This window comes from Pseudomonas lurida (assembly GCF_002563895.1).
GTDB classification, from domain to species: domain Bacteria; phylum Pseudomonadota; class Gammaproteobacteria; order Pseudomonadales; family Pseudomonadaceae; genus Aquipseudomonas; species Aquipseudomonas lurida.
On sequence record NZ_PDJB01000001.1, the window covers coordinates 4,744,862 to 4,770,404 of the forward strand.

Below are 25,543 nucleotides of genomic sequence, written 5' to 3' on the forward strand. Positions count from 1 at the left end.
TAGGGTTCGGCGTCGGAAAAGAGTAAGAAAGGTTAGCTAGACCGCTGAATCGGCTGCAGCCCTTTTTTTCTGCGGGATTGAGCATGAAGCAAAAGGTAATATCCAAGTAATAATAAGGTTATCTAATTACCTCTTTAATAGGTAATACTCAAAGAGATTAAAATCTATACAAATCAATAACTTAAAAAATAATTACCTGATTAATTACTAAAAATAACTTATCTAAGCAATGCCTCTACACCAGTAGGAATGGGGCGTTGAGATGTGTGAAAGCTCACGAATTACTGAATTACCTTTTTCCGACGGTCATCTTGAAATTCAGTAAAATGCCCTACCTTATCCACGCCTTCGCAATGAGGAAAAATCCTGTGGGAAAAGTCCAGTGGCGGTCCTACATGCAGTACACCGCTCAATCGACTGCGGTTCGGGCGCTTTTTCTTACAATTGGCCGATTGAAAGACGGTCAGCTGTCAGAGGGCGAATATCCAACAGTGGTTGTCTTCATGGCATTTTCGATAGAGGCATACCTAAATACATTGGGCAGTCGTCATATTTCATTTTGGGACGAAATCGAAAGGCTACCTTGGCGCAAAAAAGTACATATTTTGCATCAAGTAGCTGGTGCGCAAGCCAAGTGGGATAAGGGATCACTTCAGTTCGCTGCAAAGGTTTTTCAGATTCGGGACCAATTGGCACACGGCAAGCCAGAAAGGGTTAGCAGTGAGTGGCAGCCAGGCACGCCAGATGGGTCGCACAGATCACATTATCCGGAACTCAAACCGAGCCTCCATTCCGTACTCACATCCGATTGGCTTTTAGACTCGGCTGATAAATTTCGTGTCTTGATGACCTATCTTGGCGACCTTTTTGGCCATCACGAATCCGATCATTTAAGCAACGCTGAGGGTGGATTTGAGTGGGATGACGGCATCGACTAATTTAACGGGGAGGCAGGGTTTCGCAGGGTTTCCACCTCTGCACAATGCCAAGCAATCTCCCAGCCTGTGCCGCCAGGAGTGGTCCGCAGGGGCGCAGAAAAAACGACCCATTTAGCCCGCAGGCGAGGTGGGGGGACGACGGCGCGCGCCAAGTCAACTCTCTGAGCCCCTCTTCTATGGGCGCACCAAATCAGCGCATCACCTAAGCACTGGAGCTGGATTGCGAAATACAAGCGATTGCACTTTGCGAATAGATAAAAATTGATCAGAGAAAGTAGCGACGGAAGTGGTATAAAACTTACAGCGGGAAAATCTGAAGCAAAATCTGAAGAATATGTCTTACTGAATCGTTTCAACTAAAATCGTCAAAAGCTCCCAACATCACACAATCACAAAAGAAAGGGATGTCCAATGATTACGTCAATAGCAAAACTTGAAAACTTTGGAATATTCGGAAGCTACGCGAAACCTGCCTCTCTGGAAGACTTCACCCAATACAACCTAATCTATGGATGGAACGGCAGTGGGAAGTCAACACTCTCAAAGATATTTGAATCCATAGCGAAAGGACAAATCATTGAGGACTTTCCTGGAGGAACTCTGACTGTAAATACAACCTCAGGCACTATAAACAACCGCAACTTATCATCCAGACCTATTGACCTGTGCGTATTCAATTCAAACTTCATAAAAGAAAATATCAATTGGGACAGCATCGTCAAAAGCATTCTTTTGATTTCACAAGATAAAATCGAAGAAAAGAAACAACTTAAAGAGAAACAGGACAAACTAAAAGAAAAAGAGAAAGAACTTAAAGATATATCAGACGCACAGAACGACCTATTAGAAACCAATCAAAATATACTAAGCGCAATAGCAAAAAGCATTAAAAGCAGATTCCAAATACTCGACAGCTCCGACAATTACTTCGTAAGCTATAACCGCGTCAAGGTGCAGTCAAAAATCAGCACTCACATTAAAGATTTAAATATTGGAACTTATCTTTTATCTCCCGACGCATTTGAAAAAAACCAAAAAGCCACATCACCAAAATTCAAACCCGCCGTAACTCACTCCCTCAACAGAATAAAACACGAAAACTATTTGCAACTAGCCCACCAGTTAAACTCTTTATTCAAAGAAACTGTCAAATCAACCAAGATAAGTCACCTACTTGAAAACCCACCCATTCAGAAATGGGTAGAACAGGGACTTCAAATACATGAAGGGTTAAATAAGTGTGAATTCTGTGAAAACGATCTGCCTTCGGAACGCTTGGAAACTCTCAACAAGCACTTTAGCGAAGCATTCAAAACCTTTAAGAGCAAGCTAGAAGGCGCGCATACGCTAATCGACACACTAGTCATTTTTAAACCTCCTCACCTACCCCAAGTAGATCTTTACGAGGAGTATTACGCAAATCTTCCAAAGCTGGAGAAAGAGCTTGATTACATAACCGACAGTATCAATGAACGACTCAAAAACTGGAAGGTCACGCTAGATGAAAAAATCGATAACCCCTTTATAGACACGGGTTGCGCGATTGAACTTCCGCCCTCTCTTTTTCATGAACACGAAAACGTATGCGAGCAGATTGAACAGGTAGTTTCGCTACATAACGACAAAGCAATCAACTTTCAAAATCAAATAAGTAGCGCCAAGTCATCTTTAGAACTTCATTTCCTAACCGAAGAACTGAACGATTGCGACTTTATAAAAAATCAACAGTCACATGAGTCAAATAAACAGCCCGTGATCGACCTGCAAAAGACAGTCAATGAGATATCCGCCGAGATCGATGAACTTGAGAAGAATCTTAACAATGAAAGCATCGGAGCTGAAGAGTTCAACAAGCTACTTCATAAGTTCTTAGGCAGAAACCAAATATCATTAAAATTCGATAAGATACGCAAGGGTTATCAGATACTCAGAGCACCAGAAAACACACCTGCTAAAAATTTGAGCGAAGGCGAAAAAAACGCTATCGGGCTTATATACTTCCTGACAAAGCTGTCGGAAAATGAAAGAGACCTATCCAAATCTGTCGTGGTTTTTGACGATCCGGTCTCTAGTTTCGACTCTAACAATTTATTCAACGCTCATTCCTTCCTAAGAAATCACTGCCAAGCTGCACAACAGCTGTTCATCCTCACTCACAGCTTTAACTATTTCAAACTAGTCCGAGACTGGCTGGCGGGAAAAAATGACAAAAAAGATGAAAACAAGAATCCAATTATACGTGCTCGTTTCTATAATATTGAGGCGTCGCCTACTGCCTTGAGAACATCCACAATCAATAACGCACCCAAAAGCTTGACCGGCTTCAATTCCGAATACCATTTTCTTTACTCAACACTCAAACAATATGTTGATCAAGAAACTCTTGCACTTGAAACAGCTTTCGCTGTTGCAAACATGTCAAGAAAACTGTTAGAGGCCTTCCTTACATTCAAGTATCCTCACGGGCGTGGAAACTTCAGGGGTTTAATGGATCAAGCCATTACGGACGAAGTCACATGCGAAAGAATTTATCGTTTCATCAACAAATACTCTCACAATCAAATAATCGAATTTGACGACAGCACCGCAGACAATATAGCTTCAGAATCGGAATATATTGTTAGAGATATTTTCAAAGAGATTGAACGACTAGATAAAAGTCACTATGAAGGGATGACAAAAGCCTTAGCTTAAGTCCAGTTACGGTTGCGGCCATACAGCCGCAGCCGTTTTACACCGTGAGCCTAATTAAATTTCTGCCCCTAGTTCATATCTTTCAAACTTGATTACTTCCTCTCCTATCCAATCATTCACCTGCTTCATACGCGCCTGAATTGGCTCCAGTTCATTGGCTGCATAGATCTGTGCTGCCTCCCTGATCGAACCGAACCCACCCGCGTTCTGCGGCACAATGCCCATCAACTGTGGCGGAATACGCAAACTGGCCAGCACGTCGTCGCGGGTCTGGTTTTTGATCGAGTTGAATTCGTCCTTGGCCGTCACTTCGCTGACGGGGATGATCTGCAACCCGTCTTTTTTGCCGTTGGGCGAATACACGAACAGGTTGCGGAAGTTGCCAGGCCCTTTGGAATCCTTAAGCGCTTTGCGCAGTGAATCGACGTCCGCTTCGTTCTGCGCAGCGTCAGTCATGTAGAGGATGAAGCCGGCGTGACTACCGTTCTCGTAGTACTTGCGGCGAAATAGCGTGGCCGATTCATTCAGCAACGCTGACTGTAAGGCGCTGATCCACTCAGGCAGGCCGTACACCTCCTGGTGCAGATCCGCTTCCCGAAGGTGAAAGACCGTGCCCGGTTCAAATTCATGCTCTTCCTTCCAGCCCTGGACCATGAACTGCCGACCGTCTTTGCCCGAGCGCATGTACTTCGCCAGCGGCGGCACCAGCTCGCGCACCGGACCAAGCATCGAGCGCCGCCCTTCCAAGTAGCCGTTACCCAGGCACAGGAAGTCCAGGGCGAACTGTTCGAAGGCTGCCCGCGACAACAGACGGTGTGGAATGAAGGTTTTGCTCAGCAAATTGCGCTTGAACATCAGCCCCGAGTGAAGGTGCACGCTAGAACCCACAGACCGTGCCAGTCCGTCCAGCGACAGCGGCGGCTCGTACCACCGCCCGTTAAACCAGCACTCCAGATAATCAAACACCTCCCGGCCACTCAAGACTGGTGAAGGATCGCCGAAGCTGAACGCCTCCATCTTGCTATTAATGCGCGGAATAAATTCCTGCGTTGTAACCGTGGAAGCCTGGGCCACTTGCTGGGTATTTCTGCGGCGGTTCGACATCAAAAAATCTCCATCCGCCCGGTATTGGCAGTGGTCTGCCCCTCCAGCGGTTCATTGTGCAATGCGTGAAAGAGCGCCCACGCCAGGTCGGCGTGGCCGGTGTTGTCGTTGCGGCCGGCGGTGTAGGTGAATTGGCGACCGCCTGCGGTGATGGTCTTGCGGATCGCCATCAACGACTGGGCCATGTCGGTCCAGCCGGCGTCGAACTCCAGCCGGCCCCGATGAATCACGTCGTATGCCTTCAGCACCAGGCGGGTCTTGACCTCGGGCGAGTAGCTGAAGGTGGTGACGTTGGGGAAGAATTGGCGCACCAGCTGCGCCACGCCGCTGCCCAGGCCGGTGACATCGATCCCGATGTACGTCACCCAGTAGCGGTCGAAGACTGCTTTGATCACGCTGGCCTGCGCCGCGAAATCCATGCCACGGAACTGGTGACGCTCCAGCACCCGGAACTTGCCCCCTGGCACCAGAGGCGGCGCAACCACCACCAGGCCCGAGCAATCGCCGGTTTCCGCCGGGTCATACCCCACCCACACCTGGCGGTCGCCGAACGGCCGCATGGCAACCCGCCTCGGATGCCCTGCGCAAGCTGGACGCAATCAACCAGCTCAAGACCGTGGACACAGTCGATGTCGTCGAGCGGGACAACAAGACAGTCCGCAAGCACAAGCTGCATTTTGTGTTCCTGAACACCAAGAGTGGCCTGCCGCATGTCAGCGACTTTGTCGTGAGGGACAGGTTCTTCAAAGCGCACTTGAAAGCGGCCGGCGTTCGTTATCGCGGACCTGGCCAATGCCGACACACCTACGCCAGCCAGTTGCTCACCACCGGCGTGGCTTCGGTTGACTGGATCGCAGAGCAAATGGGCCACACCAGCGCGAACATGATCCGACAGCACTACGGCACGTGGATCAACGAGGACGGCCCGGACGTCATCGGCATGTTGCAACACGCCCTGGGCATCCAGCCACCAGATGGTGACAAAGCCCCGTAAACCGGGGTTCGAACGCGGGCAATCCAGCAGCCTATGTTCCCATGGATGTTCCCATATGGGCCTTTTTTGACCCCCTGAAAACACAAAACCCCTGAAAACTTTAACGTTTTCAGGGGTTTAGTCGTTTCAAATTTGGCGGTGAAGGAGAGATTCGAACTCTCGATACAATTTCTTGTATACACACTTTCCAGGCGTGCTCCTTAAGCCACTCGGACACTTCACCGTATCTCGTCAAACCAGTTCAGTCTGTCGAGGCGCGCTAATGTAGTCGAAAGCCTTTCTGATGGCAAAGGTTTTTTTCAGAATATTCATGCGGTTAGCAGGTTATCCCGTTCCTCACCCGGCAAGGGGCGGTGATTGTGCCATTCTCAGGCATCGGCGATGTGCGTCTGGGACGGTGATTGCGCCCTGCCCCGGGCATTCCAGCACGCCTTGAAAGGGCGAAAGCCTGACTGGCCAGTCAGTCACAGTGCTTTACCGAGACGGGCGTGGTGGGTAACGTCTGCTGCATACTTCTATAACAAGTCCTACAAGGAACCGCGTCATGAGTGAGTTGATTGCCTACCACCTCGAAGACGGTATCGCGACCCTGACCTTGAGCAACGGCAAGGTGAATGCCATTTCTCCTGCAGTGGTCAGTGCATTTAATGAAGCGCTGGACCAGGCGGAGAAGGACCGGGCGGTGGTGGTGATCACTGGCACGCCAGGGATTCTGTCGGGTGGTTATGATTTGAAGGTGATGACCGCCGGCCCTAAAGAGGCGATCGGCCTGGTGACGTCTGGTTCGACGTTGGCGCGTCGCCTGTTGTCGCACCCGTTCCCGGTGATTGTGGCGTGCCCTGGGCATGCGGTGGCCAAAGGGGCGTTCCTGCTGTTGTCGGCCGATTACCGGATTGGCGTGGAAGGCCCGTTCAGCATTGGCCTTAACGAAGTAGCGATTGGCATGACCATGCACCATGCCGGTATCGAGTTGGCGCGGGATCGTCTGCGCAAGTCGGCATTCCACCGGTCGGTGATCAATGCCGAGATGTTCGACCCACAGGGCGCCTTGCAAGCGGGTTTCCTCGACAAGGTGGTGGCACCGGAGGAATTGCATGCCGCCGCAATGGAAGCCGCGCGTCAGTTGAAGAAGATCAATATGAACGCCCACAAGCACACCAAGTTGAAAGTGCGCAAGGAACTGCTGGAAGCCCTGGACGACGCCATCATTCAGGACCAGGGGCACATTCTGAGTTAAGCCCCGCCTCTGATACGCCAGAGCCCGACCTTGAGTCGGGCTTTTTCTTACGCATAATCCGAATCTTCTTCAGCCGCTCTAGCGTGCCTGTGTCGGCAGTTGTTGAAACATGCACTTAAACATCGCCTATCTCCGACCTCTACCGGGGTAATTGCCGAACACAGTGCACAACCGTACACTGCGCCACCTTTTGTCCCGATGGGCCGTGTCGATGCTTTTTCTGTTGCGTATGTTGTTGATGGGCCTGCACTTTATGCTCGCCGGTGTGCTGGGTGTGGTGCTGGGTCTCTGCCGGCCGTTCAACCCGGACAACAGCCGCCTGTGTGCTCGCCTCTACGCGCTGCCGGCCATGCGGATATTGCGGTTGAACGTGAAGGCCGACGTGGACTCGCTGCGCAACAAGCCCGGCACCTGCGTGATCATTGCCAACCACCAGTCCAACTATGACCTGTTCGTGTTCGGCAACGTGGTGCCGCATCGCACGGTGTGCATCGCCAAGAAAAGCCTGAAATGGGTGCCGCTGTTCGGCCAGCTGTTCTGGCTGGCGGGCAATGTGCTGATCGACCGGGGCAATGCGCACAAGGCACGTCGCGCGATGCTCACCACCACCCGCACGTTGCAGCACGAAGACACCTCGATCTGGGTGTTCCCGGAAGGCACGCGCAACCTGGGGAAGGGTTTGCTGCCGTTCAAGAAAGGCGCGTTCCATATGGCGATTGCGGCCGGTGTGCCTATCGTGCAGGTGTGTGTCAGCAACTACGTCACGCACATGCAGCTCAATCGCTGGAACAGTGGTGATGTGCTCATACGTTCGTTGCCGCCAATTCCTACGACAGGCCTGACCTCAGATGACATCCCGGCGTTGATGCAGACTTGCCACGCGCAGATGCAGGCGTGCATAGAGGCAATGGATCGCGAATTGCAAACCGTCTCGGCGCCGCGCCCTCTCTAACCGGAGGGGCGCGCCTCGCCCCCCGCGCGAGCACGCTCGCTCACCACGAAAAAGCTTGCCGCAACGGCAGCTACGACGGAACGTCATTCAGGCTAAGCTGCCCAACACCAGTCATCCCAATAAGAAGCGATCAGCACCATGGGTAGAGTTGTTGCGGCCGCCGTCTACAGCGACGGTAAGAAAGTCACGGATATCACCCTCGATGAAGGCGCGGCCTGGGCCGCCAAACCCAACCACTTCGTGTGGATCGGCCTGGAAGAACCCGACGCCCAGGAACTGGCCAACCTGCAACGCCAGTTCAACCTGCATGAATTGGCCATCGAAGACGCCCTGGAAAAACACAGCCGCCCCAAGCTGGAAACCTTCGGCGATGCGCTGTTTATCGTCACGTACTCACCCGTGCGCGAGAACGGCAAGCTGGAGTTCATCGAAACCCATATTTTTGCCGGCAACGGCTACATCATCACTGCACGCAACGGTCACTCCGCGTCCTACGGTTTTGTACGCCAGCGCTGTGAGGCACGACCGTTGTTGCTGGAGCACGGGGAAGATTTCGTCCTCTACGCGCTACTGGATTTCGTTACCGAGAACTACCAGCCGGTAAGCGAAGCGATCCATGCCGAGATCGACGAGCTTGAGCGCAACGTGCTGTGCAGTTCGCTGAGCGAGCGCGACATCCAGAAGATCCACGGCCTGCGTCGCGACGTGCTGCGACTCAAGCGCTATGTAGCGCCGATGGTGGAGATCAGCCAGGAACTGCAGAAGCTCAGCTTCCCTTTTATCGACAAGAACATGCGCCCGTATTTCCGTGACGTGCAGATCCACGTGACACGGCAGATGGAAGACCTCACCACCCTGCGCGATATTGCCAGCCAGACCATCGAGATCGGGGTGTTATTGGAGGCTTCGCGCCAGAGCGTGGTGCAGCGCAAATTCGCCGCGTGGGCGGCGATTCTCGCGTTCCCCACCGCAGTGGCAGGGATCTACGGGATGAACTTCCAGAACATGCCCGAGCTGCAATGGCACTACGGCTATTTTGCGGTGCTCGGGTTTATTGCGGCGGGTTGTACCGGCTTGTGGGCCAGTTTCAAGCGTTCGGGTTGGCTTTAAACCTGGGCTTCGGATTTGTGTGCGACGAAGCGCATCATCCATTCCGCCACGGTTGCGCCGTGGTGGTCGCGCTCCAGGCTGGCCACACCGTTGGTGTAGACCTTCTCGCCCAGGGTTGTCTGAAGAATCTCCAGCAACTCGCGGGAATAATCGTGGATAAATTCCGGGTGTCCCTGGAAGCACAGCACTTGATCACCGATGTGGTACGCCGCGAACGGGCAAAACGCGCTGGAGGCGATGACCGTGGCGTTCTCCGGCAACGTGGTCACCTGGTCCTGGTGGCTGATCAATAGCGTCAGTTCTTGCACTTCAGGGCTCATCCACGGTGCCTTGGCATCGAGCTTGTAGTCATGAATGCCCATGCCCCAGCCCTGGCCGGCGCGTTCGGTCTTGCCGCCCAGCAGCAGTGCCAGCAACTGGTGACCGAAGCAGATACCGAGCAATTTGTCGCCGCGCTCGTAACGTTCAAGCAAGTATGTCTTGAGGGTCTGGATCCACGGATCGGTGCCGAAGGAGTCTGCCTTGCTGCCGGTCACCAGGTAAGCATCGAACACTTCGTCGTCCGATGGGTACTCACCGTTCACCACGTTATAGACGACGAACTCGGCGGGAATCGGCTGCTTGGAGAACAGGCGCTTGAACATCTGCCCGTACCCTTGGTATTGATCGATCAAGCCTGGACGCAGGATATCGGTTTCCAGGATACAGACGCGTAGCGACATAAAAAATACCTGACACGGTGATGGGAATATTGCACACCCCAGAGCCTGCCTTGAAATACCCCTTCAAGGCAAGCCCCCTTGATCACCGGGACACGGTCACTTGAACACCGCACCCTGCGCGGCTTTCTCCAGCAACAACGCCGGCGGCGTGAAGCGTTCGCCATATTGCTCGGCCAGGTAGCGAGCGCGGGCGACAAAGTCGTTCAAGCCGTACTGGTTGATGAACTGCAACGCGCCACCGCTCCACGCCGCGAAGCCAATGCCGAAAATAGACCCCACGTTCGCGTCGGCCGTGGACATCAATACCCCCTCCTCCACACAGCGCACGGTCTCGATGGCCTGGATGAACAGCAGGCGATCGCGCACATCCTGCGGCGAGATGCGTTGATCGGGCCGTTCAAAGCGGCTTTTCAGCTCGGGCCACAGGTGTTTCTGTGCGCCGCTGGGGTATTCATAGAAACCGCCTCCCGCCGCCTTGCCCACGCGCTTGTACTCGTTAACCAGCAAGTCGATCACCACCGTCGCGGGGTGTGTCGGCACGGGCTTGCCTTCCGCCTGCAGGTCCTTGGCCGTCTGCTGTCGGATATGGCTCATCAGGCTGAGCGAGACTTCATCCGATACCGCCAGCGGCCCCACCGGCATGCCGGCCTTGCGGGCTTCGGTCTCGATCATTGGCGCGGCCACGCCCTCACCGAGCATGGCGATGCCTTCATTCGTGAAGGTGCCGAACACCCGCGAGGTGAAGAAGCCACGACTGTCGTTGACCACGATCGGGGTTTTCTTGATTTGCAGTACGAAATCGAACCCTCGCGCCAGGGTTTCATCGCTGGTGTGGGCGCCCTTGATGATTTCCACCAGGGGCATCTTGTCCACTGGGCTGAAGAAGTGCAGGCCGATGAACTTGGCTTGATCCGGCACGGCCGTGGCCAGGCCGCTGATGGGCAAGGTGGACGTATTGGACGCAATCACGGCGTCGGCGCCCACCACGCTTTGCGCCGCGGCCGAGACCTTGGCCTTGAGTTCGCGGTCTTCGAACACCGCCTCGATGATCAAGTCACAGCCGGCCAGGTCGCCGTCGGAGGCCGTAGGATGGATGCGCGCCAGGGTGGCTTCCCGCTGTTGGGCGGTCAATTGCCCACGGCTGACCTTCTTGTCCAGCAGCGTCGCCGAATGCGCCTTGCCCTTCTCGGCAGCGGCCAGGTTGATGTCCTTGAGCACCACCTCGATGCCTGCGCTGGCGCTGACATAGGCGATGCCCGCCCCCATCATCCCCGCGCCCAGCACGCCGACTTTGCGCGTGACATAAGGCGCATAGCCTTGCGGCCGTGAACTGCCGGCGTTGATCTCGTTGAGCTGGAACCAGAAGGTGCCGATCATGTTTTTTGCCACCTGCCCTGTCACCAGTTCGGTGAAGTAGCGGGTTTCGATCAGGTGCGCGGTATCGAAGTCCACCTGGGCGCCTTCAACGGCAGCACAGAGTATTTTCTCCGGGGCGGGGAAACAGCCATTGGTTTTACTGCGCAGGATCGACGGCGCGATCGCCAGCATCTGCGCAACTTTCGGGCTCGACGGTGTACCGCCGGGGATCTGGTAGGCCTTGTTGTCCCACGGTTGCCTGGCGTCCGGGTTGGCCAGAATCCAGGCGCGGGACTTGGCCAACAACTCATCGCGGTCCGCCGCTAACTCATTGAGCAGGCCGGCTTGCAGCGCCTGCTGTGGTCGCACTTTCTTGCCTTCGAGCAGATACGGCAAGGCCTTCTCCAGCCCCAGCATACGCACCATGCGCACGACCCCGCCGCCACCCGGCAGCAGGCCCAGGGTGACTTCCGGCAAGCCAAGCTGCACCGACTTGTCGTCCAGTGCGACGCGGTAATGGCACGCCAGGCAAATCTCCCAGCCGCCTCCCAGCGCGGCGCCATTGATGGCGGCCACCACCGGTTTGCCGAGGGTTTCCAGGCGCCGCAGCTGTGCTTTCAACACCCGCACGCTGTCGTAGAATTCGTTGGCGTGGGCCTTGTCGACCTTGATCAGTTCATTGAGGTCGCCACCGGCAAAAAACGTCTTCTTGGCCGAGGTGATCACCACCCCGGCAAGGCTGTCTTTTTCCGCCTCCAGGCGCTCCACCGTGGCCGCCATGGCCTCGCGGTACACGCCGTTCATGGTGTTGGCGCTCTGGCCGGGCATGTCGAGGGTCAGCACGACGATACCGTCCTGGCCTTTTTCGTAACGAATGGCTTGGGTCATGACAAATTCCTTGGGCTCAGAGGCGTTCGATAATGGTGGCGATGCCCATGCCACTGCCGACACACAAGGTGGCCAGGCCGTAGCGCTGCTGGCGCACTTCCAGTTCGTCGAGCAGCGTGCCGAGGATCGCGCAGCCGGTGGCACCCAGCGGGTGGCCCATGGCGATAGCGCCGCCATTCACGTTGACGCGCCCCGCGTCGATGCCCATGTCCTTGATGAACTTGAGCACCACCGAGGCAAATGCTTCGTTGACCTCGAACAGGTCGATGTCTTCGACGCGCAAGCCGGCCTTGACCAGGGCCTTGCGCGTGGCAGGCGCGGGCCCGGTGAGCATGATGGTCGGGTCAGTGCTGGTGACCGCCGTGGCGACAATGCGTGCGCGCGGTTGCAACCCCAGCTCGCGGCCCTTGGCCTCGGAGCCGATCAACATCAGCGCAGCGCCATCGACAATGCCGGAGCTGTTGCCAGGCGTGTGCACGTGATTGATGCGCTCCACATGGCTGTAGACCCGCAGCGCGGTGGCATCGAAGCCCATCTGCCCCATCATCTCGAAGCTGGGCTTGAGCTTGCCAAGGCCTTCCAGGGTGGAGTCGCCGCGAATGAACTCGTCATGGTCCAGCAGCACGATGCCGTTCTGGTCCTGCACCGCAATCAGCGACTTGTTGAAGGAACCGTCCGCGCGGGCCCTGGCCGCTTTCTGCTGTGAATGCAGGGCAAAGGCGTCGACGTCCTCGCGGGTGAAACCTTCCAGGGTGGCGATCAGGTCTGCACCAATGCCCTGTGGTGTGAAGTGGCTGTGCATATTGGTCTGTGGGTCGAGCACCCAAGCGCCACCGTCGGTGCCCATGGGCACGCGGGACATGGACTCGACGCCACCGACCACCACCAGGTCTTCGAAACCGGAGCGCACTTTCATCGCGCCCAGGTTGACCGCTTCCAGTCCAGAGGCGCAAAAGCGATTGATCTGTACACCAGCGACGCTGATGTCCCAGTCCGCCACCAGTGCGGCGGTCTTGGCGATGTCGGCACCCTGGTCGCCCACCGGGGTTACGCAGCCGAGCACGATGTCGTCCACCTGGAGGGTGTCGAGGTCGCTACGCCGGGCCAGGGCGGTGAGCAGGCCGGCTACCAGGTTCACCGGTTTGACACTGTGCAAGGCGCCGTCTGCCTTACCTTTGCCACGGGGCGTACGTATCGCATCAAAGATCAAAGCTTGGGTCATGACGTCCTCGAACCGCTGTGCATGTGTGCCTCTACCTTAGGCCCGATTGACACGGTTTCAATGACGGATGCGCTCATTGCTTTTGACCCCCTCGCTCGGACGAACGGTAGCCTCTTGAGGTAAATGCTTGATTAATCGTTTTAGCTGTCTAGCCAAGGCATTGGCGCCAATATGGCTATCTGCCTCATGCCTTTTTAAGCTCAAATGCTGATTAGCTGATATGAAATGATTCTAAGCCGCGAAGAACGAGGGCTCTAAGGTTGAATCAGTAAGACGTTGCTGCCGGGTTTTGCTGGAGCAGCTGTAAGAAAAGCGACACGTAATCTGGCCATACTGAAATAAAAACCGGCTCGTATTGACGCTCAGGAATAACAACAAAAGGCAGTCAGCCATGTTCAAGCATTCGAAAGTACGTCAGGCGGGACTCATTCTGTTCGCCACCACACTGATTCTGATCTTGCCCAACTTGACCAAGGTTATTGGGTGACCACGCCACGCCCCTATTCCGTGCAATCACAGCACCGGGCTTGCAGCCTTTGGCAGCACCTGCCGGGACATTGCGCATAGCGGTCCTGCAGGGGCTGTCTTTTTACGCGCCGATTTCCGGTATCGTGAGCCTAATCGCCACTTTGATCCGGGCCTTCGTCTTGAAATCCATCCTCGCCCTCCTCGCCTTGCTGATCGGCCTTCCCGCTTCGGCGGCGCAATTGACCGTCGAGCTCGACCACACCACCAGAACCTGGCAGACCGCCGATTTGCTCAAGCACCCGCAGGCGCAAACGGTGCAGATCATTGATGACGTGTCCTACAAGCGCACCATGACTTATCGCGCAGTGCCGCTGGCGGTGCTGCTATCGGGCGTGAACCCTGAGAGCCACCTGCAGGCCGTTGCCCTCGATGGGTTCGCCGCCGAACTCACGGCTGCGCCGCTGTTGGAAAACCACGGCGCACGCGCCTGGCTGGCGGTGGAAGATCCGGCCCAGCCATGGCCCGCACTGGCAGATGGCAAGCCGAGTGCAGGCCCGTTCTACCTGGTGTGGACCAACCCGCAAGCCGGGCATATCAGCCCGGAGCAGTGGCCGTTCCAGATCTCCGGCATCAAGCAATTGAAGACGGTAGCGGAGCGCTTTCCGGCGCTGTTGCCGGACCCGAAACTAGCGTCCAATGACCCGGTCAACCAGGGCTTTGCGCTGTTCCAGAAAAACTGCCTGGCGTGTCACCGTCTCAATGGCGCCGGTGATGCGCAAGTGGGGCCCGACCTGAATATCCCCTACAACCCCACCGAGTATTTCGGCGGTGATTTCCTCAAGCGCTATATCCGTGATCCGCAGAGCTTGCGGCATTGGCCACAGGCGAAGATGCCCGCGTTCGCCGCCAGTGTGTTGCCGGACAATGAGATGGATTTGTTGGTGGGGTATTTGAAGCATATGGCGGGGCGCAAGCAACATCCCTGAACCTGGCGATGCCTCCTGTAGGAGCCGGTTTGTCGGCCCCTACAGCCGATCGGTGGTGGTCCGAACTATTGCTGTTGGACGGAGATCACCGGTGTCGGCGCCACGAATACCTTGGCATGCATTTGCTCATGCCCGCCGCCCCGGCGCATGCCACGTACCGGGCACGCATCGAGGTAATCCAGCCCCACCGCCAGTTTCAAGTGCCGCTCCGGACGGGCCAACTGGTTGGTCACGTCAAAGCTGTACCAGGCGTCATCCAGCCAGGCTTCGGCCCAGGCGTGGCTGGCCAGGTGCGTGCTGTCCTCCGAGTACAAATAGCCCGACACATACCGCGCAGGGATGCCGAGGCTGCGTGCGCAGGCCAGGAACGCGTGGGTGTGGTCCTGGCACACGCCTGCACGGCCAGCGAAGGCCTGGGCAGCGCAGGTGTCAACTTCGGTTGCGCCGGGTGTGTAGACCATCGTCTGGTTAAGCGCATGCATCAGGTCGATCAACGCCGTGCGGTCGCGACGTTGATGACAATGCTGCGCGGCAAAGCCGCGCAGGGCGTCATCGGGCTCGGTCAGGCGGGTGCAGCGCAGGAACGGGAACGCCGATTGACTCTCGTGTTCAGCCTCGCGCAATTCGTCGATGTCCACTTGGCCACGTGCGCCGATGATGATGGCGTCATGGGGTTCGTCCAGGGTCAGCACATGCAGGATATTGCCGAACGGGTCCACCTGGGCGCGCACCGGACGCGGCAGGTCGAGCTGCCAACTCAGCACGTGCTGGCGCTCACTGTCGTGGGGCGTCAGGCGCAGGTACTGGATGCTGGCGCGTACTTGGTCTTCGTAGTGGTAGGTGGTTTCGTGGCTGATGGAGAGTCTCATGCCGCCTCCAGGTAGGAACTGTAAATGGCGTCGCCCAACTGGCGGACCAAGGGGATAAAGTCGGTCAGCCAGGCGTGCAGGCCTTCCTCGAGGATTTCATCGATGGCGGTAAAGCGCAGGCGCGCATCCATCTCGGCGGCCAGGCGCTGGGCGGGGCGGCCGTTGATGCCAGGCAGGCTGGCGAGGATCTGGTCGATCTCTTCGCTGCAGGCACGCAACGAGCGCGGCACATCGGCGCGCAACAGCAACAACTCGGCGACTTGTCGCGCGCCGGGGGCATCGCGATAAATCTCGGTGTAGGCCTCGAACGATGACAACGCGCGCAGCAAGGCGCTCCACTGATAGTAGGCGTGGGCCGTGCCATCGGTGACCGCCTCGGCGCGATCGCCGGCCATTTCATAGCGGGCGTCCAGCAGGCGCAGCGTGTTGTCGGCACGTTCGATAAAGGTACCCAGGCGAATAAACCGGAAGGCGTCGTTACGCATGATGGTGCCGTAGGTGGCACCGCGAAACAGATGGGAACGCTCCTTTACCCACTCGCAGAACCGGCTCATGCCATAGCGGCTCAGGCCCTGCTGGGCGATGTCACGAATATCCAGCCAGGTCGCGTTGATGTTTTCCCACATGTCGGCGGTAATCCGCCCACGCACCGCATGGGCACTGGCCCGCGCCGCGCCGAGACAGCTGTAGATACTGGCCGGGTTGGCCGCATCCAGGGCAAAGAAGTGCAGCAGGCGTTCGGCGTGCAATTGGCCGTGACGTTCGTGGTAATCGTCCAGGGTACCGGTGATCAACAGCGGCATGGCCAGTTCATGCAAGCCATCGCCGCGCCCGTCCTGGGGCATCAGCGACAGCGAATAGCTGACATCGAGCATGCGCGCGAGGTTTTCCGCACGTTCCAGGTAGCGCGACATCCAGTAAAGATCCGAGGCAGTTCTACTCAGCATGGCATCAGTCCTCCACCACCCAAGTGTCTTTGGTGCCACCGCCCTGGGACGAGTTGACCACCAGCGAGCCTTCGCGCAACGCCACGCGGGTCAAGCCGCCAGGGACTACACGGGTTTCCTTGCCGGACAACACGAACGGGCGCAGGTCGATATGGCGTGGCGCAATGCCGTTTTCGACAAAGGTCGGGCAAGTGGATAAACACAACGTGGGCTGGGCGATATAGGCGTGGGGCTTGGCTTTGATACGCGCCCGGAAGGCCTCGATCTCTGCCGCTGTCGACGCGGGGCCGACCAGCATGCCGTAGCCGCCGGAGCCTTGGGTTTCCTTGACGACCAGGTCGGGCAGGTTAGCCAATACGTGGGAAAGTTCGTCAGGCTTGCGGCATTGGAAGGTCGGAACGTTCTTGAGGATCGGTTCTTCATCCAGGTAAAAACGGATCATCTCGGTGACGAAGGGGTACACCGACTTGTCATCCGCCACTCCGGTGCCGATGGCATTGGCCAGCACCACATTGCCGGAGCGATAGGCCGCAAGCAGGCCGGGTACACCAAGCATGGAATCGGGATTGAAGGCCAATGGGTCGAGGAATGCGTCATCAAGGCGACGGTAGATAACGTCCACGGCCTTGGGGCCGTCGGTGGTGCGCATGAAGACACGGTCATCGCGCACGAACAGGTCCGCGCCCTCCACCAGCTCCACGCCCATTTCGCGGGCCAGGAAGGCATGTTCGAAGAACGCGCTGTTGAAGCGTCCTGGCGTCAGCACGACCACGCTCGGGTTGTCCAGGGGGCTGGAGCTTTTCAGGGTGTCCAGCAGCAGGTTGGGGTAGTGATCAATGGGCGCGATGCGCTGGGCGGCGAACAGCTCGGGGAACAGCCGCATCATCATCTTGCGGTCTTCCAGCATATAGCTGACGCCGCTGGGCGTACGCAGGTTGTCTTCGAGCACGTAATACGTGCCGTCGCCATCGCGCACGAGGTCGACGCCGGAGATGTGCGAATACAGGTCGCGGTGCAAGTCCAGGCCCTGCATGGCCAGTTGGTATTGTTCGTTGGCCAGTACCTGCTCAGCGGGAATGATCCCTGCCTTGATGATGCGTTGTTCGTGATACAGGTCGGCGAGAAACATATTCAGCGCCTTGACCCGTTGGATACAGCCACGCTCGACAATCCGCCATTCGCTGGCAGGGATGCTGCGCGGGATGGTGTCGAAGGGAATCAGGCGCTCGGTGCCCTGCTCGTCGCCGTAAAGCGTGAAGGTGATCCCGGCGCGGTGAAACAGCAAATCGGCTTCGCGCCGGCGTTGAGCCAGTAGCTCAGCAGGCGTTTCGGCCAGCCAGCGCGCGAACTCGCGGTAGTGAGGCCGGACCTGCCCTGCCCCGTCGTACATTTCATCGTAATAAGTGCGGATCATGCCGAACTCCTTGTCACCCGGGCGAAGGAACCGTCGCAAGGCCCGTGCCAGCGGCATAAACACTTAGAAATCAGTGAGTTGAATTACCACCAGAATCCATTTGCACCGTCCTGGTGCGCAGAATGCCCGGCGCATGGCCGCACGCTTCATCGCAATGCAGGCTTTGACTATCAACAGCATAGTCAGAGTTGATTTCACTGCCCGGCCAAGCATGCGGATAATCGGTTCCATCTGCTGAACAGGACGCGTCCTACAGCTTCAGCGAACCGCTCTTCCCTTTAAGCCACCCTCTTGGGTGGCCTTTTTTTTGGTGCGAAAAAAGAGCGCACAAGTTCCGGATAGTTTTCCCACCCCACAAACAAAATCGGCCGACCCAAAAGGTCAGCCGATACGCTGTGTTGCTCATAAAATGCCGCTACATGGGTAACCCACGCACCTCCTGCTTGACGCCCCATCCTTCGATGATTCCGCCCAGCGGCTCGACCACCGCCTCAAAGTCTTGCTCGAAGTCTCCTATGCCGTCGTAGGTGGCGAACATGATTTTGCTCAATTCCAGGTACCAAGCGCCATCGTCGCGCGCACTGACCTGAGCATTCAGGGATTCCCCACGAAACTCACCCGCAGCCCTGCGCGCCCGTTCCTCATCCGGGAAAATGGCGTAGAACTCGATGGGGTGAAAACGCGAGAAGTCGAAACCGCCTTCTTTCATGCGGCGCAGAACGTTGGTGCTGATGTCTTCTTGATAGGCTGTGCTCATGAAAAGTGCTCCTCGAATTGATGGATAGACTTTCCGTGCTTCCCGAAGCCCACGCCTTACTGGCGTGGGGACTACGGCAAAAACATCACCGCTGGAAAACAAGCATGTAGCTGACAAGACCAGACCTTAGCGATTCATTCGCTGATCTCAGTTGCAGAGTAGCGCGAAGCTATCACCTCCACCAGAGGCGCCTTAGGTGCGTACAGGGAATGTTCAGGCAGCGGGGGAGATGTCGAGGATCTGGATACTGTTCTGGTCCTTGAGGATCTTGACCGTAGGCTCGGGCTTGCGGCCCTCCAGGTCATTGAGGTCCAACTCAGCGGCGACGGGCACCAGTTTGTTGCGAATCATGTGTGCCGCATCTTCGAGGCTGGGCTTCTGGTCGCAAGTGAACTGCTCGACCGACTGAACGCCGTGATCATCAACGAAGGTAATCTGCCACTTTTGCATCGGTGCCTCCTCGATAAAACCCGTGTGTGGGCTTACCACTATCTGGACCTTGAGGGTTCGCCAAACGTTCCACTCGCGTCAGGAGGCACCGGATCAATTGCGCTTATTTTTCAGCGTGTTCTTTCAAGGCTTTCAAGGTGTTGAACGGCGCGTCCACCACAAACTTATTGGCCAGCCACGACGGTACGCTGCCACCTGGCTCGGTGTGCACCTGGTAAGTGACTTCGGTCTGGTTGTCGCCTTTTGGCACGAGTTTCCAGAAGCCATCGACCTGGGCAACCCGTACGTAGCCTTTTTCTTCAGGCTTGTAGGTCGGGACGCCTTCGAGCTTACGAGTCAGCGTGCCGTCAGCCGCCTTGGTGGTGGTGATATGCAAGTAGGAATCGCGGTCCGTCACGGGGAACGGCGCTTTGAACTGGGTGTAGGTCCAGCTCTCGTCACCTTTCTTGTCGACCAGCTTCTGGGACTTGCACTCGTGGATCCAGGCACACGCGCCGGCCACGTCTTCCTGGAGTGCGACGATTTTGGCCACCGGTGCCTTGATCGTGGTCACACCGCGATATGCCTTGTACTTGGAACCGGCAATTTCGCTCAGGGACACCTTGATACCGTCTTCGTCCTTGGCGACTTGCCAATCCTCAGCCTGGGCAGTGGCAGCAAACAACACCGTAAAACCGCACAACACAGCCATTCGTTTCAGCGAACCCATTGTTGTATTCCTTATTGTGGAAGTTCCGATAGTAAAGCCCATCAAGCCGCCGTCATGTGCTCCCACCAGCCGATCAAGCGGATCGCATCGGCCTGGTCGGTGCCGCAGACCTCGATATCTGCCTTGAAATCACTGCACACCGACGGACGCTCAGGTTGCCCAAACAGCAGACACAGGTGTTCGACCGACAGGTGCAGGCAGCGTTCGCCAGCCGGCTTGCCGTCTGGCATGCCCGGTAATGGCGAGCTGATGGAGGGGGCGATGCAGCAAGCGCCACAGCCTTCACGGCAATTCATGACCAGCAGGTCCTCGACGACTCAATGTGGATGGCCGGGCTAGAGTACGCCCTAAAACAGCCGTTTTAAAATGGTCTAACAGGGGTTTTTCGCAGAAAACAAAAGTGACTGACCAGTCTGCGACAGGTGGTCGAGGAGCCGCGTCACGTTTGTGGGAAAAGTTTACTGCTTGAACTCGAAATCCAGCGCGGCACCTTCTACATCGCGCCGCTCTTCGTTGCGCAATTGCAGCCTCATCTCATTGCTGAGCAGGCGGCCGTTGATCTGGAATGCACTGTTGTCAGTGGGCTTCTCGCCGAACATCGGTGGCAGCAGGGGCACGCTCTTGGGCTTGGGCATGGTGCCAATGGGCTGCAAGTGCCTGACCATGTCCGAAGGCAGCGAAAGGTCCAACTGTGCTGGTGGCAATTGCGTCTGAGCCACTTCGCGGGAGGACTTGGACTTGCTCGCCGCACGCTGCTTGGCCGTCGCCGTTTTTTTCTTGACGGCGGGCGCGGGCTTCTTCACGGGGGTCTTCTGCTCGGCGCTCGCGGCGGGCTTGGGTTCGCTCACAGGGGCCGCCGCCAGCGCTGTGCCGACGTTGCACAGGCCTGCGAGGCCAATCACCAAAACAGCGCGAAAAATCGGAGTCATATTGCCTACAGCATTAACGGCAGAGGGACATATGCTCGCTTGTTGTGCACGGCATGACAAGCGCGGTGATTAGCCAGCTATCGGAGTTGTCCCTTTTTTGTGCCTCAAAAGCCGGCCGCCGTCTCTTGGCATAACTGGCTGGCGAGCATCCCAAGCGTCATCAGCGCGCGCTCTGCCTCGCGGTTCCACGGCGTGCCGCAGTTGAGCCGAATACAGTGGTTGAACTGTTCGGTATTACTGAAGATCAAGCCTGGCGCAATGCTGATGCCCTGTTGCAACGCACGCACATGCAGTTCCTGGGTATTGACCCGCCCCGGCAAACTGACCCACAGGATAAAACCGCCGGTCGGGCGAGTCATTTGCGTGCCCTCCGGAAAATACTGCTGCACCGCCAATTGGAAGGCACTGAGGTTCTTGCGGTATTCCTGACGGATGTAGCGCAAATGCCGGTCGTAGCCGCCATTCTCCAAGTAAGCCGCGACGCCCATCTGGGTAACACTGCACGCAGAGTGGGTGCTGAACATCTGCAGGCGCTGGATTTCCTGCTGGTACTTGCCGGCGATCATCCAGCCGATACGCACACCGGGGGACAGCGTCTTGGAAAAACTCGAGCAATAGATCACGCGGTCAAGGCGGTCATAAGCTTTCAGGGCCTTGGTGCGACCCAGTTCGAACATCAGTTCGCCGTAGATATCGTCCTCGACAATCTGGATATCGAAATCCGAGGCCAGGCGCAGCAACTGTTTTTGCCGCTCCTCGGGCATGGTGCCACCCAGCGGGTTGCTCAGGCGCGTGGTCAGTACCAAGGCCTTGATCGACCATTGGTTAGCCGCCAGTTGCAAGGCTTCCAGGCTCATGCCGGTGGACGGGTCGCTCGGTATCTCGATGACCTTGAGCCCCAGCAGATCGGCCAACTGCAGCAAGCCGTAATACGTCGGTGATTCTGCGGCAATCAGGTCGCCAGGCCGTGTCAGCACCCGCAGCGACATCTGCAAGGCATCGACGCAACCGTGGGTGATCACCACTTCGGAAGGGTCCACCACCACGCCCGCATCGCGCATGCGGATCGCTACCTGGCGGCGCAGCGGCTCGAAACCGGGGCTGAACATGTAACTGAAGGCCCGTGGGCTCTGGAACCGCGTGACCTTGGCCAACTGCTGGTGCAGAGCGCGTACCGGCAAGTAATCCACGCTCGGCACGGCGGCGCCCAACGGGAACACACCTTCACGGCGTGACTCGCCCAATACCTGCTGGATAATGCTGCTGCGGGTGACCAACCCCGGGCGCTCGACCCGTGCGATGTCCGGCGTTGGTGCCGTGAGTGCGGGTGTCTGGTGCACGTAATAGCCGGACTGCGGCCGTGCCCGGATCAGCCCCTGGTCTTCCAGGTTGGCGTAGGCCTGCAACACCGTGGCGTGGCTCACGTTCAACTGCGAGCTCATCTTGCGCACCGAAGGCACGCGCTCGCCCGGTTGATAGACACCGCGCCGGATATCCTCAGCCAGTTGCTGGGCAATACGCTGGTAAAGCAACAGATTGGTCATGACGCAGCACTCGATTTCACGGGTATTTTATTTTTGTGTGAAACATACCGGCACAGTTTAGAAGTGTACGGGGACAGTTGCCACAATAGTCGAGCGCGGGCGGGAGTGACAGTAAAAACTGTAAGGGCGTACACCTGAAAATGTCAGAGGGGGCTTGCCCCCGATGGCGGAGGTGCAGTCAACCTGTCGGTGGCTGGCACGCCGCTATCGGGGGCAAGCCCCCTCCCACATCCGATCTTAGCGAGGCGTTAGCGCGCGGCGCCCAGTTGGCCTTTCTCGTCCGAGAACACGATTTCTACCCGACGGTTCTGCGCCCTGCCCCGCTCGGAGGCATTGGCTTCGACCGGGTACTGGTCGCCGTAGCCTTCAACCTGGATGCGTTTTTCGTCGATCCCCAGGTCCACGAGCACGTCGGCCACCGACTGCGCACGGTCGCGGGACAGTTTGAGGTTTTCCTGCTCGCCGCCAGTGTTGTCGGCATAGCCCTCGATACGAACCACGCGTTTGGGGTTCAGTTGCAGGAACTGGACGATTTTCAGCACGGTGCGGTTAGCCGAGTTTTTCAGCTCGGCATCACCGGTATCGAACAGCACGTCGCCCAGGGTCATCACCAGGCCGCGATCGGTTTGGGTGGTGGCCAGGCTGGCAATCTGCTCTTCGAGCCATTTGCCCTGTTGCTGCACGCTGATCAACTTGCTTTCACGCAGGGCCAGTTGCAGGCGCTGACGCTCCAGTTCGAGCTTGGCGCCGCGCTCTTCGTTGAGCACCTGCTCGGTGTGTTCGCGGGCAATCGCGCTGTAGCGCTGGCTGAGGTAGGCGTAATGCACCACGTCGGCGCCGCTGCCCCAGTAGCTGGACAAACGGTCGGCGCGGGCCAGGGACTCCCCGGCGCGGATCACGTCCTTGGGCGCAATGCGCAACACATTGGCGTCTTCCTTGACCTTCTGAAAGTCGCTGCCCGCTTGCTGCAAGGCCTGTTCGCCGCTCGGATGGCTGGCGCAACCACCCAAGACCGCAGTGCCCAGCAGCACGGCACCACCCAAACCACGGATCATCGGGCTCATTGGGCTTCCCCCAACTGCAATTGCTTGCGCAGGCGGGTGATGCGGGTGTTGAGCACGTTCAGTTGTTCCTGGCTCTTGCGGGTCAGCACTTGGGCTTCGGCCAGGCGCGCGTCCAGCTCGGCCTGCTCGGCCTGCATGCGTGCGTCCTTGTAGGATTGGTCGGCCATGTCGGCCTTGGCTTGGGCGAATTTGTCTTCGGCCAGTTTCAGTTCGGGTGATTCATCGGCGCTGGCCCCCACCGCATTGGCTTGCTCCAGGGCTTGCTGGGTGAGGCGTATTTGTTCATTCGGCGCAGGATCGGCTGCACATCCCGCCAGAGCGACAACGGCGAGGGCCGCGAAAAGAGGTCGAAGAGTCACTGAAAATCCCTACTTTGTTGGGGTGCCGACGGGTTGCTGCAATTGCGCCTTCCAGCGCTCCAGATTGCGCTGCAGCGCGGTTTCCGCCACACCGGACGTCGGCAATTCTGTCATCTTTTTGGCGAGCTGTCCGCGCAACCACGGATCATTGCAGGCCGAGTTGTGGGAAATCGCCAGGTACAGGCCCGGCTGATCAATGGGCACGTCACGGGCGACCAGGTCATTGCTCATGCCCAGCGTCTGCGCCATGGCCATGCCGGAATAACGCCCGGCCAGCACGTAGTCCACTTCCCCCAGCAGCAACTTCTGGAATGCCGGCGTCAGGGACGGCAGGCGTTGCAGGCTCAGTTGCTGGCCGGCGAAGGTTTCGAAGGCAGCGCTCAAGCGCGCGCGCTCCGACACTGCACCTTTGTGCCCGTGCAGATCGGCCGCCGTGGTGTAGGCCAGCGCTGAATCCTTGCGCGTCCACACCAGGTAGTCGAGCTGCACCAGCGCCGGGTGGATGTAGTCGAGGGTTTCCAGCTCACCCAGGTTCAGCGGCGCATCGGCCAGGATATCCATGCGCCCGCTGCGCACTTCGTCCAGGGCCAGGGCGCGTTTGCCACCGTAGAGCAGGTCGATTTTCAACCCAAGGTCCTTGGCCACCTGCTGCAACACATCGGCGGTGGCGCCGATCAGGTGCGTGGGGTCTTGCGGGTCACGCCAGAGCAAAGGCGGAGCGTCCGGGCTGCCGGTGATCACCAGGCGGTCGCATTTGCCAGCGGCCAGCGACAGGCTCGGCAGCAGTGTGAGGCCCAGCAGTACGGTCCAGGGACGCAGTTCCATGGCAAGTGTCTCCAGCAAGTCAAAAAAAAGCCCGGTCACAAGGACCGGGCTCTTTATAAGTGAAGCGACTGGATTAGACCAGCTTCTCCAACTCAGGTACGGCTTCGAACAAGTCCGCCACCAGGCCGTAATCAGCCACCTGGAAGATCGGCGCTTCTTCGTCCTTGTTGATCGCAACGATCACTTTGGAGTCTTTCATACCGGCCAAGTGCTGGATCGCGCCGGAAATACCGACGGCGATGTACAGCTGTGGCGCAACGATCTTGCCGGTCTGGCCGACCTGCATGTCGTTGGGTACGAAGCCTGCGTCGACGGCCGCGCGGGAAGCGCCGACCGCAGCGCCCAGCTTGTCGGCCAGGGCGTACAGGTGCTTGAAGTTGTCACCGTTCTGCATGCCGCGGCCGCCGGAAACGACGATCTTGGCAGCGGTCAGCTCAGGACGATCCGACTTGGCCAGCTCTTCGCCAACAAAGCTGGAAGTGCCAGCATCATGGGCAGCCGCAACGGCTTCAACGGCAGCCGAACCCCCTTCAGCAGCAACCGGGTCGAAACCGGTGGCGCGTACGGTGATGACTTTGACCGAAGCGTTGGACTGTACGGTAGCAATGGCGTTACCGGCATAGATCGGACGCTTGAAGGTGTCGGCGCTTTCTACCGAGATGATCTCGGAGATCTGGTCAACGTCCAGCTGCGCGGCAACGCGTGGCAGGATGTTTTTGCCGTTGGAGGTGGCGGCAGCCAGGATGTGGCTGTAGCCAGCGCCCAGCTCTGCAACCAGCGGGGCAACGTTTTCCGGCAGCTGGTGAGCATAGGCGGCGTTGTCAGCGTTCAGGACTTTGCTCACGCCCGCGATTTTCGCAGCGGCTTCAGCCACGGCGCCAGCGCCTTGACCTGCTACCAATACGTGGATGTCACCACCGATTTTAGCGGCAGCGGCCACGGTGTTAAGGGTGGCCGGGGCCAGCACCTTGTTGTCGTGTTCGGCGATTACGAGGATAGCCATGA

At 57.5% G+C, this 25,543-nt stretch carries 23 protein-coding genes, 1 tRNA gene and 2 pseudogenes; 7 read left to right on the plus strand and 19 right to left on the minus strand.

The features are described 5' to 3' along the window. Positions 1 to 266 precede the first annotated feature (266 nt). Both ATH90_RS21455 and ATH90_RS21460 read left to right on the plus strand, forming a co-directional pair. On the plus strand, positions 267 to 938 hold the full coding sequence (locus ATH90_RS21455; protein ID WP_141537512.1) for a hypothetical protein: 672 nt from the start codon (positions 267 to 269) through the stop codon (positions 936 to 938). Positions 939 to 1,349: 411 nt separating this feature from the next. Then, entirely contained in the window at positions 1,350 to 3,632 is a 2,283-nt protein-coding gene (locus tag ATH90_RS21460; RefSeq protein WP_098467222.1) for an AAA family ATPase, read from the plus strand. Positions 3,633 to 3,686: 54 nt separating this feature from the next. Here the strand turns inward: ATH90_RS21460 and ATH90_RS21465 are convergent, their stop codons facing one another. Both ATH90_RS21465 and ATH90_RS21470 read right to left on the minus strand, forming a co-directional pair. Then, on the minus strand, positions 3,687 to 4,736 hold the full coding sequence (locus tag ATH90_RS21465) for a phage portal protein (protein WP_098467223.1): 1,050 nt from the start codon (positions 4,734 to 4,736) through the stop codon (positions 3,687 to 3,689). Beyond that, positions 4,736 to 5,299, minus strand: a pseudogene (locus ATH90_RS21470) (phage terminase large subunit family protein); the annotation flags it as partial. The gene ATH90_RS21465 and the pseudogene ATH90_RS21470, both read right to left, overlap by 1 nt. A 2-nt stretch (positions 5,300 to 5,301) precedes the next feature. Here ATH90_RS21470 and ATH90_RS21475 point away from each other — a divergent pair. Beyond that, positions 5,302 to 5,730, plus strand: a pseudogene (locus ATH90_RS21475) (site-specific integrase); the annotation flags it as partial. Between the two features lie 133 nt (positions 5,731 to 5,863). On the opposite strand, the gene ATH90_RS21480 reads toward ATH90_RS21475, so the two are convergent. After that, a tRNA-Ser gene (locus ATH90_RS21480) sits at positions 5,864 to 5,953 on the minus strand. A 321-nt stretch (positions 5,954 to 6,274) separates the two neighbouring features. Between ATH90_RS21480 and ATH90_RS21485 the strand changes: the two genes are divergently transcribed. The 3 genes from ATH90_RS21485 (at position 6,275) to ATH90_RS21495 (ending at position 9,029) form a co-directional block, all read left to right on the plus strand. After that, entirely contained in the window at positions 6,275 to 6,967 is a 693-nt protein-coding gene (locus ATH90_RS21485; protein ID WP_034108276.1) for a crotonase/enoyl-CoA hydratase family protein, read from the plus strand. Positions 6,968 to 7,178: 211 nt separating this feature from the next. Next, complete coding sequence (locus ATH90_RS21490; RefSeq protein ID WP_034108277.1) at positions 7,179 to 7,919, plus strand: lysophospholipid acyltransferase family protein; 741 nt, start codon at positions 7,179 to 7,181, stop codon at positions 7,917 to 7,919. 138 nt (positions 7,920 to 8,057) lie between these two features. Further along, complete coding sequence (locus ATH90_RS21495; protein ID WP_034108278.1) at positions 8,058 to 9,029, plus strand: magnesium and cobalt transport protein CorA; 972 nt, start codon at positions 8,058 to 8,060, stop codon at positions 9,027 to 9,029. On the opposite strand, the gene ATH90_RS21500 is transcribed toward ATH90_RS21495, so the two are convergent. The 3 genes from ATH90_RS21500 to ATH90_RS21510 form a co-directional block, all read right to left on the minus strand. After that, on the minus strand, positions 9,026 to 9,751 hold the full coding sequence (locus tag ATH90_RS21500) for an amidotransferase (RefSeq protein WP_069078056.1): 726 nt from the start codon (positions 9,749 to 9,751) through the stop codon (positions 9,026 to 9,028). The two genes, ATH90_RS21495 and ATH90_RS21500, sit on opposite strands and share 4 nt — an antisense overlap. Before the next feature lie 96 nt (positions 9,752 to 9,847). Then, entirely contained in the window at positions 9,848 to 11,995 is a 2,148-nt protein-coding gene (locus ATH90_RS21505; RefSeq protein WP_098467224.1) for a 3-hydroxyacyl-CoA dehydrogenase NAD-binding domain-containing protein, read from the minus strand. Positions 11,996 to 12,011: 16 nt separating this feature from the next. After that, complete coding sequence (locus ATH90_RS21510; protein WP_098467225.1) at positions 12,012 to 13,217, minus strand: acetyl-CoA C-acetyltransferase; 1,206 nt, start codon at positions 13,215 to 13,217, stop codon at positions 12,012 to 12,014. Positions 13,218 to 13,864: 647 nt separating this feature from the next. Between ATH90_RS21510 and ATH90_RS21515 the strand changes: the two genes are divergently transcribed. Next, positions 13,865 to 14,671, plus strand: coding sequence for a c-type cytochrome (locus tag ATH90_RS21515; RefSeq protein WP_098467713.1), 807 nt, complete (start codon positions 13,865 to 13,867; stop codon positions 14,669 to 14,671). Between the two features lie 65 nt (positions 14,672 to 14,736). Here ATH90_RS21515 and ATH90_RS21520 read toward each other — a convergent pair whose 3' ends face one another. From ATH90_RS21520 to ATH90_RS21580, 13 genes are all read right to left on the minus strand, one after another. Further along, positions 14,737 to 15,540, minus strand: coding sequence for a transglutaminase family protein (locus tag ATH90_RS21520; RefSeq protein ID WP_098467226.1), 804 nt, complete (start codon positions 15,538 to 15,540; stop codon positions 14,737 to 14,739). Then, positions 15,537 to 16,487, minus strand: a complete 951-nt coding sequence (locus ATH90_RS21525) for an alpha-E domain-containing protein (RefSeq protein WP_034108286.1) — start codon at positions 16,485 to 16,487, stop codon at positions 15,537 to 15,539. The genes ATH90_RS21520 and ATH90_RS21525 overlap by 4 nt, the downstream gene beginning before the upstream one ends. A gap of 4 nt (positions 16,488 to 16,491) precedes the next feature. Beyond that, a complete protein-coding gene (locus ATH90_RS21530) occupies positions 16,492 to 17,901 on the minus strand; it encodes a circularly permuted type 2 ATP-grasp protein (protein WP_034108288.1) in 1,410 nt (469 codons plus the stop codon). Positions 17,902 to 18,316: 415 nt separating this feature from the next. Continuing rightward, on the minus strand, positions 18,317 to 18,658 hold the full coding sequence (locus ATH90_RS21535; RefSeq protein WP_015885395.1) for a ribonuclease E inhibitor RraB: 342 nt from the start codon (positions 18,656 to 18,658) through the stop codon (positions 18,317 to 18,319). A 213-nt stretch (positions 18,659 to 18,871) separates the two neighbouring features. Then, positions 18,872 to 19,108, minus strand: coding sequence for a hypothetical protein (locus ATH90_RS21540; protein ID WP_015885396.1), 237 nt, complete (start codon positions 19,106 to 19,108; stop codon positions 18,872 to 18,874). A gap of 103 nt (positions 19,109 to 19,211) precedes the next feature. Further along, positions 19,212 to 19,817: an START domain-containing protein gene (locus ATH90_RS21545; protein ID WP_098467227.1), complete on the minus strand. Its 606-nt coding sequence runs from the start codon at positions 19,815 to 19,817 to the stop codon at positions 19,212 to 19,214. A gap of 41 nt (positions 19,818 to 19,858) precedes the next feature. Then, the gene (locus ATH90_RS21550) at positions 19,859 to 20,113 is read right to left on the minus strand and encodes a YkgJ family cysteine cluster protein (RefSeq protein ID WP_034108292.1); all 255 of its coding nucleotides are present in this window, start codon (positions 20,111 to 20,113) and stop codon (positions 19,859 to 19,861) included. A 162-nt stretch (positions 20,114 to 20,275) separates the two neighbouring features. Beyond that, complete coding sequence (locus tag ATH90_RS21555) at positions 20,276 to 20,746, minus strand: hypothetical protein (RefSeq protein ID WP_034108294.1); 471 nt, start codon at positions 20,744 to 20,746, stop codon at positions 20,276 to 20,278. A gap of 104 nt (positions 20,747 to 20,850) precedes the next feature. Then, the gene (locus ATH90_RS21560) at positions 20,851 to 22,290 is read right to left on the minus strand and encodes an aminotransferase-like domain-containing protein (protein ID WP_017527404.1); all 1,440 of its coding nucleotides are present in this window, start codon (positions 22,288 to 22,290) and stop codon (positions 20,851 to 20,853) included. Positions 22,291 to 22,538: 248 nt separating this feature from the next. After that, positions 22,539 to 23,354, minus strand: a complete 816-nt coding sequence (locus ATH90_RS21565; RefSeq protein WP_098467228.1) for an OmpA family protein — start codon at positions 23,352 to 23,354, stop codon at positions 22,539 to 22,541. Beyond that, complete coding sequence (locus ATH90_RS21570; RefSeq protein ID WP_034108298.1) at positions 23,351 to 23,713, minus strand: DUF4398 domain-containing protein; 363 nt, start codon at positions 23,711 to 23,713, stop codon at positions 23,351 to 23,353. Before ATH90_RS21570 ends, ATH90_RS21565 begins: the two co-directional genes overlap by 4 nt. Before the next feature lie 9 nt (positions 23,714 to 23,722). Beyond that, a complete protein-coding gene (locus tag ATH90_RS21575; RefSeq protein WP_034108300.1) occupies positions 23,723 to 24,538 on the minus strand; it encodes a substrate-binding periplasmic protein in 816 nt (271 codons plus the stop codon). Between the two features lie 73 nt (positions 24,539 to 24,611). Further along, positions 24,612 to 25,541: an electron transfer flavoprotein subunit alpha/FixB family protein gene (locus ATH90_RS21580; RefSeq protein WP_034108301.1), complete on the minus strand. Its 930-nt coding sequence runs from the start codon at positions 25,539 to 25,541 to the stop codon at positions 24,612 to 24,614. Between the last annotated feature and the right edge of the window lie 2 nt (positions 25,542 to 25,543).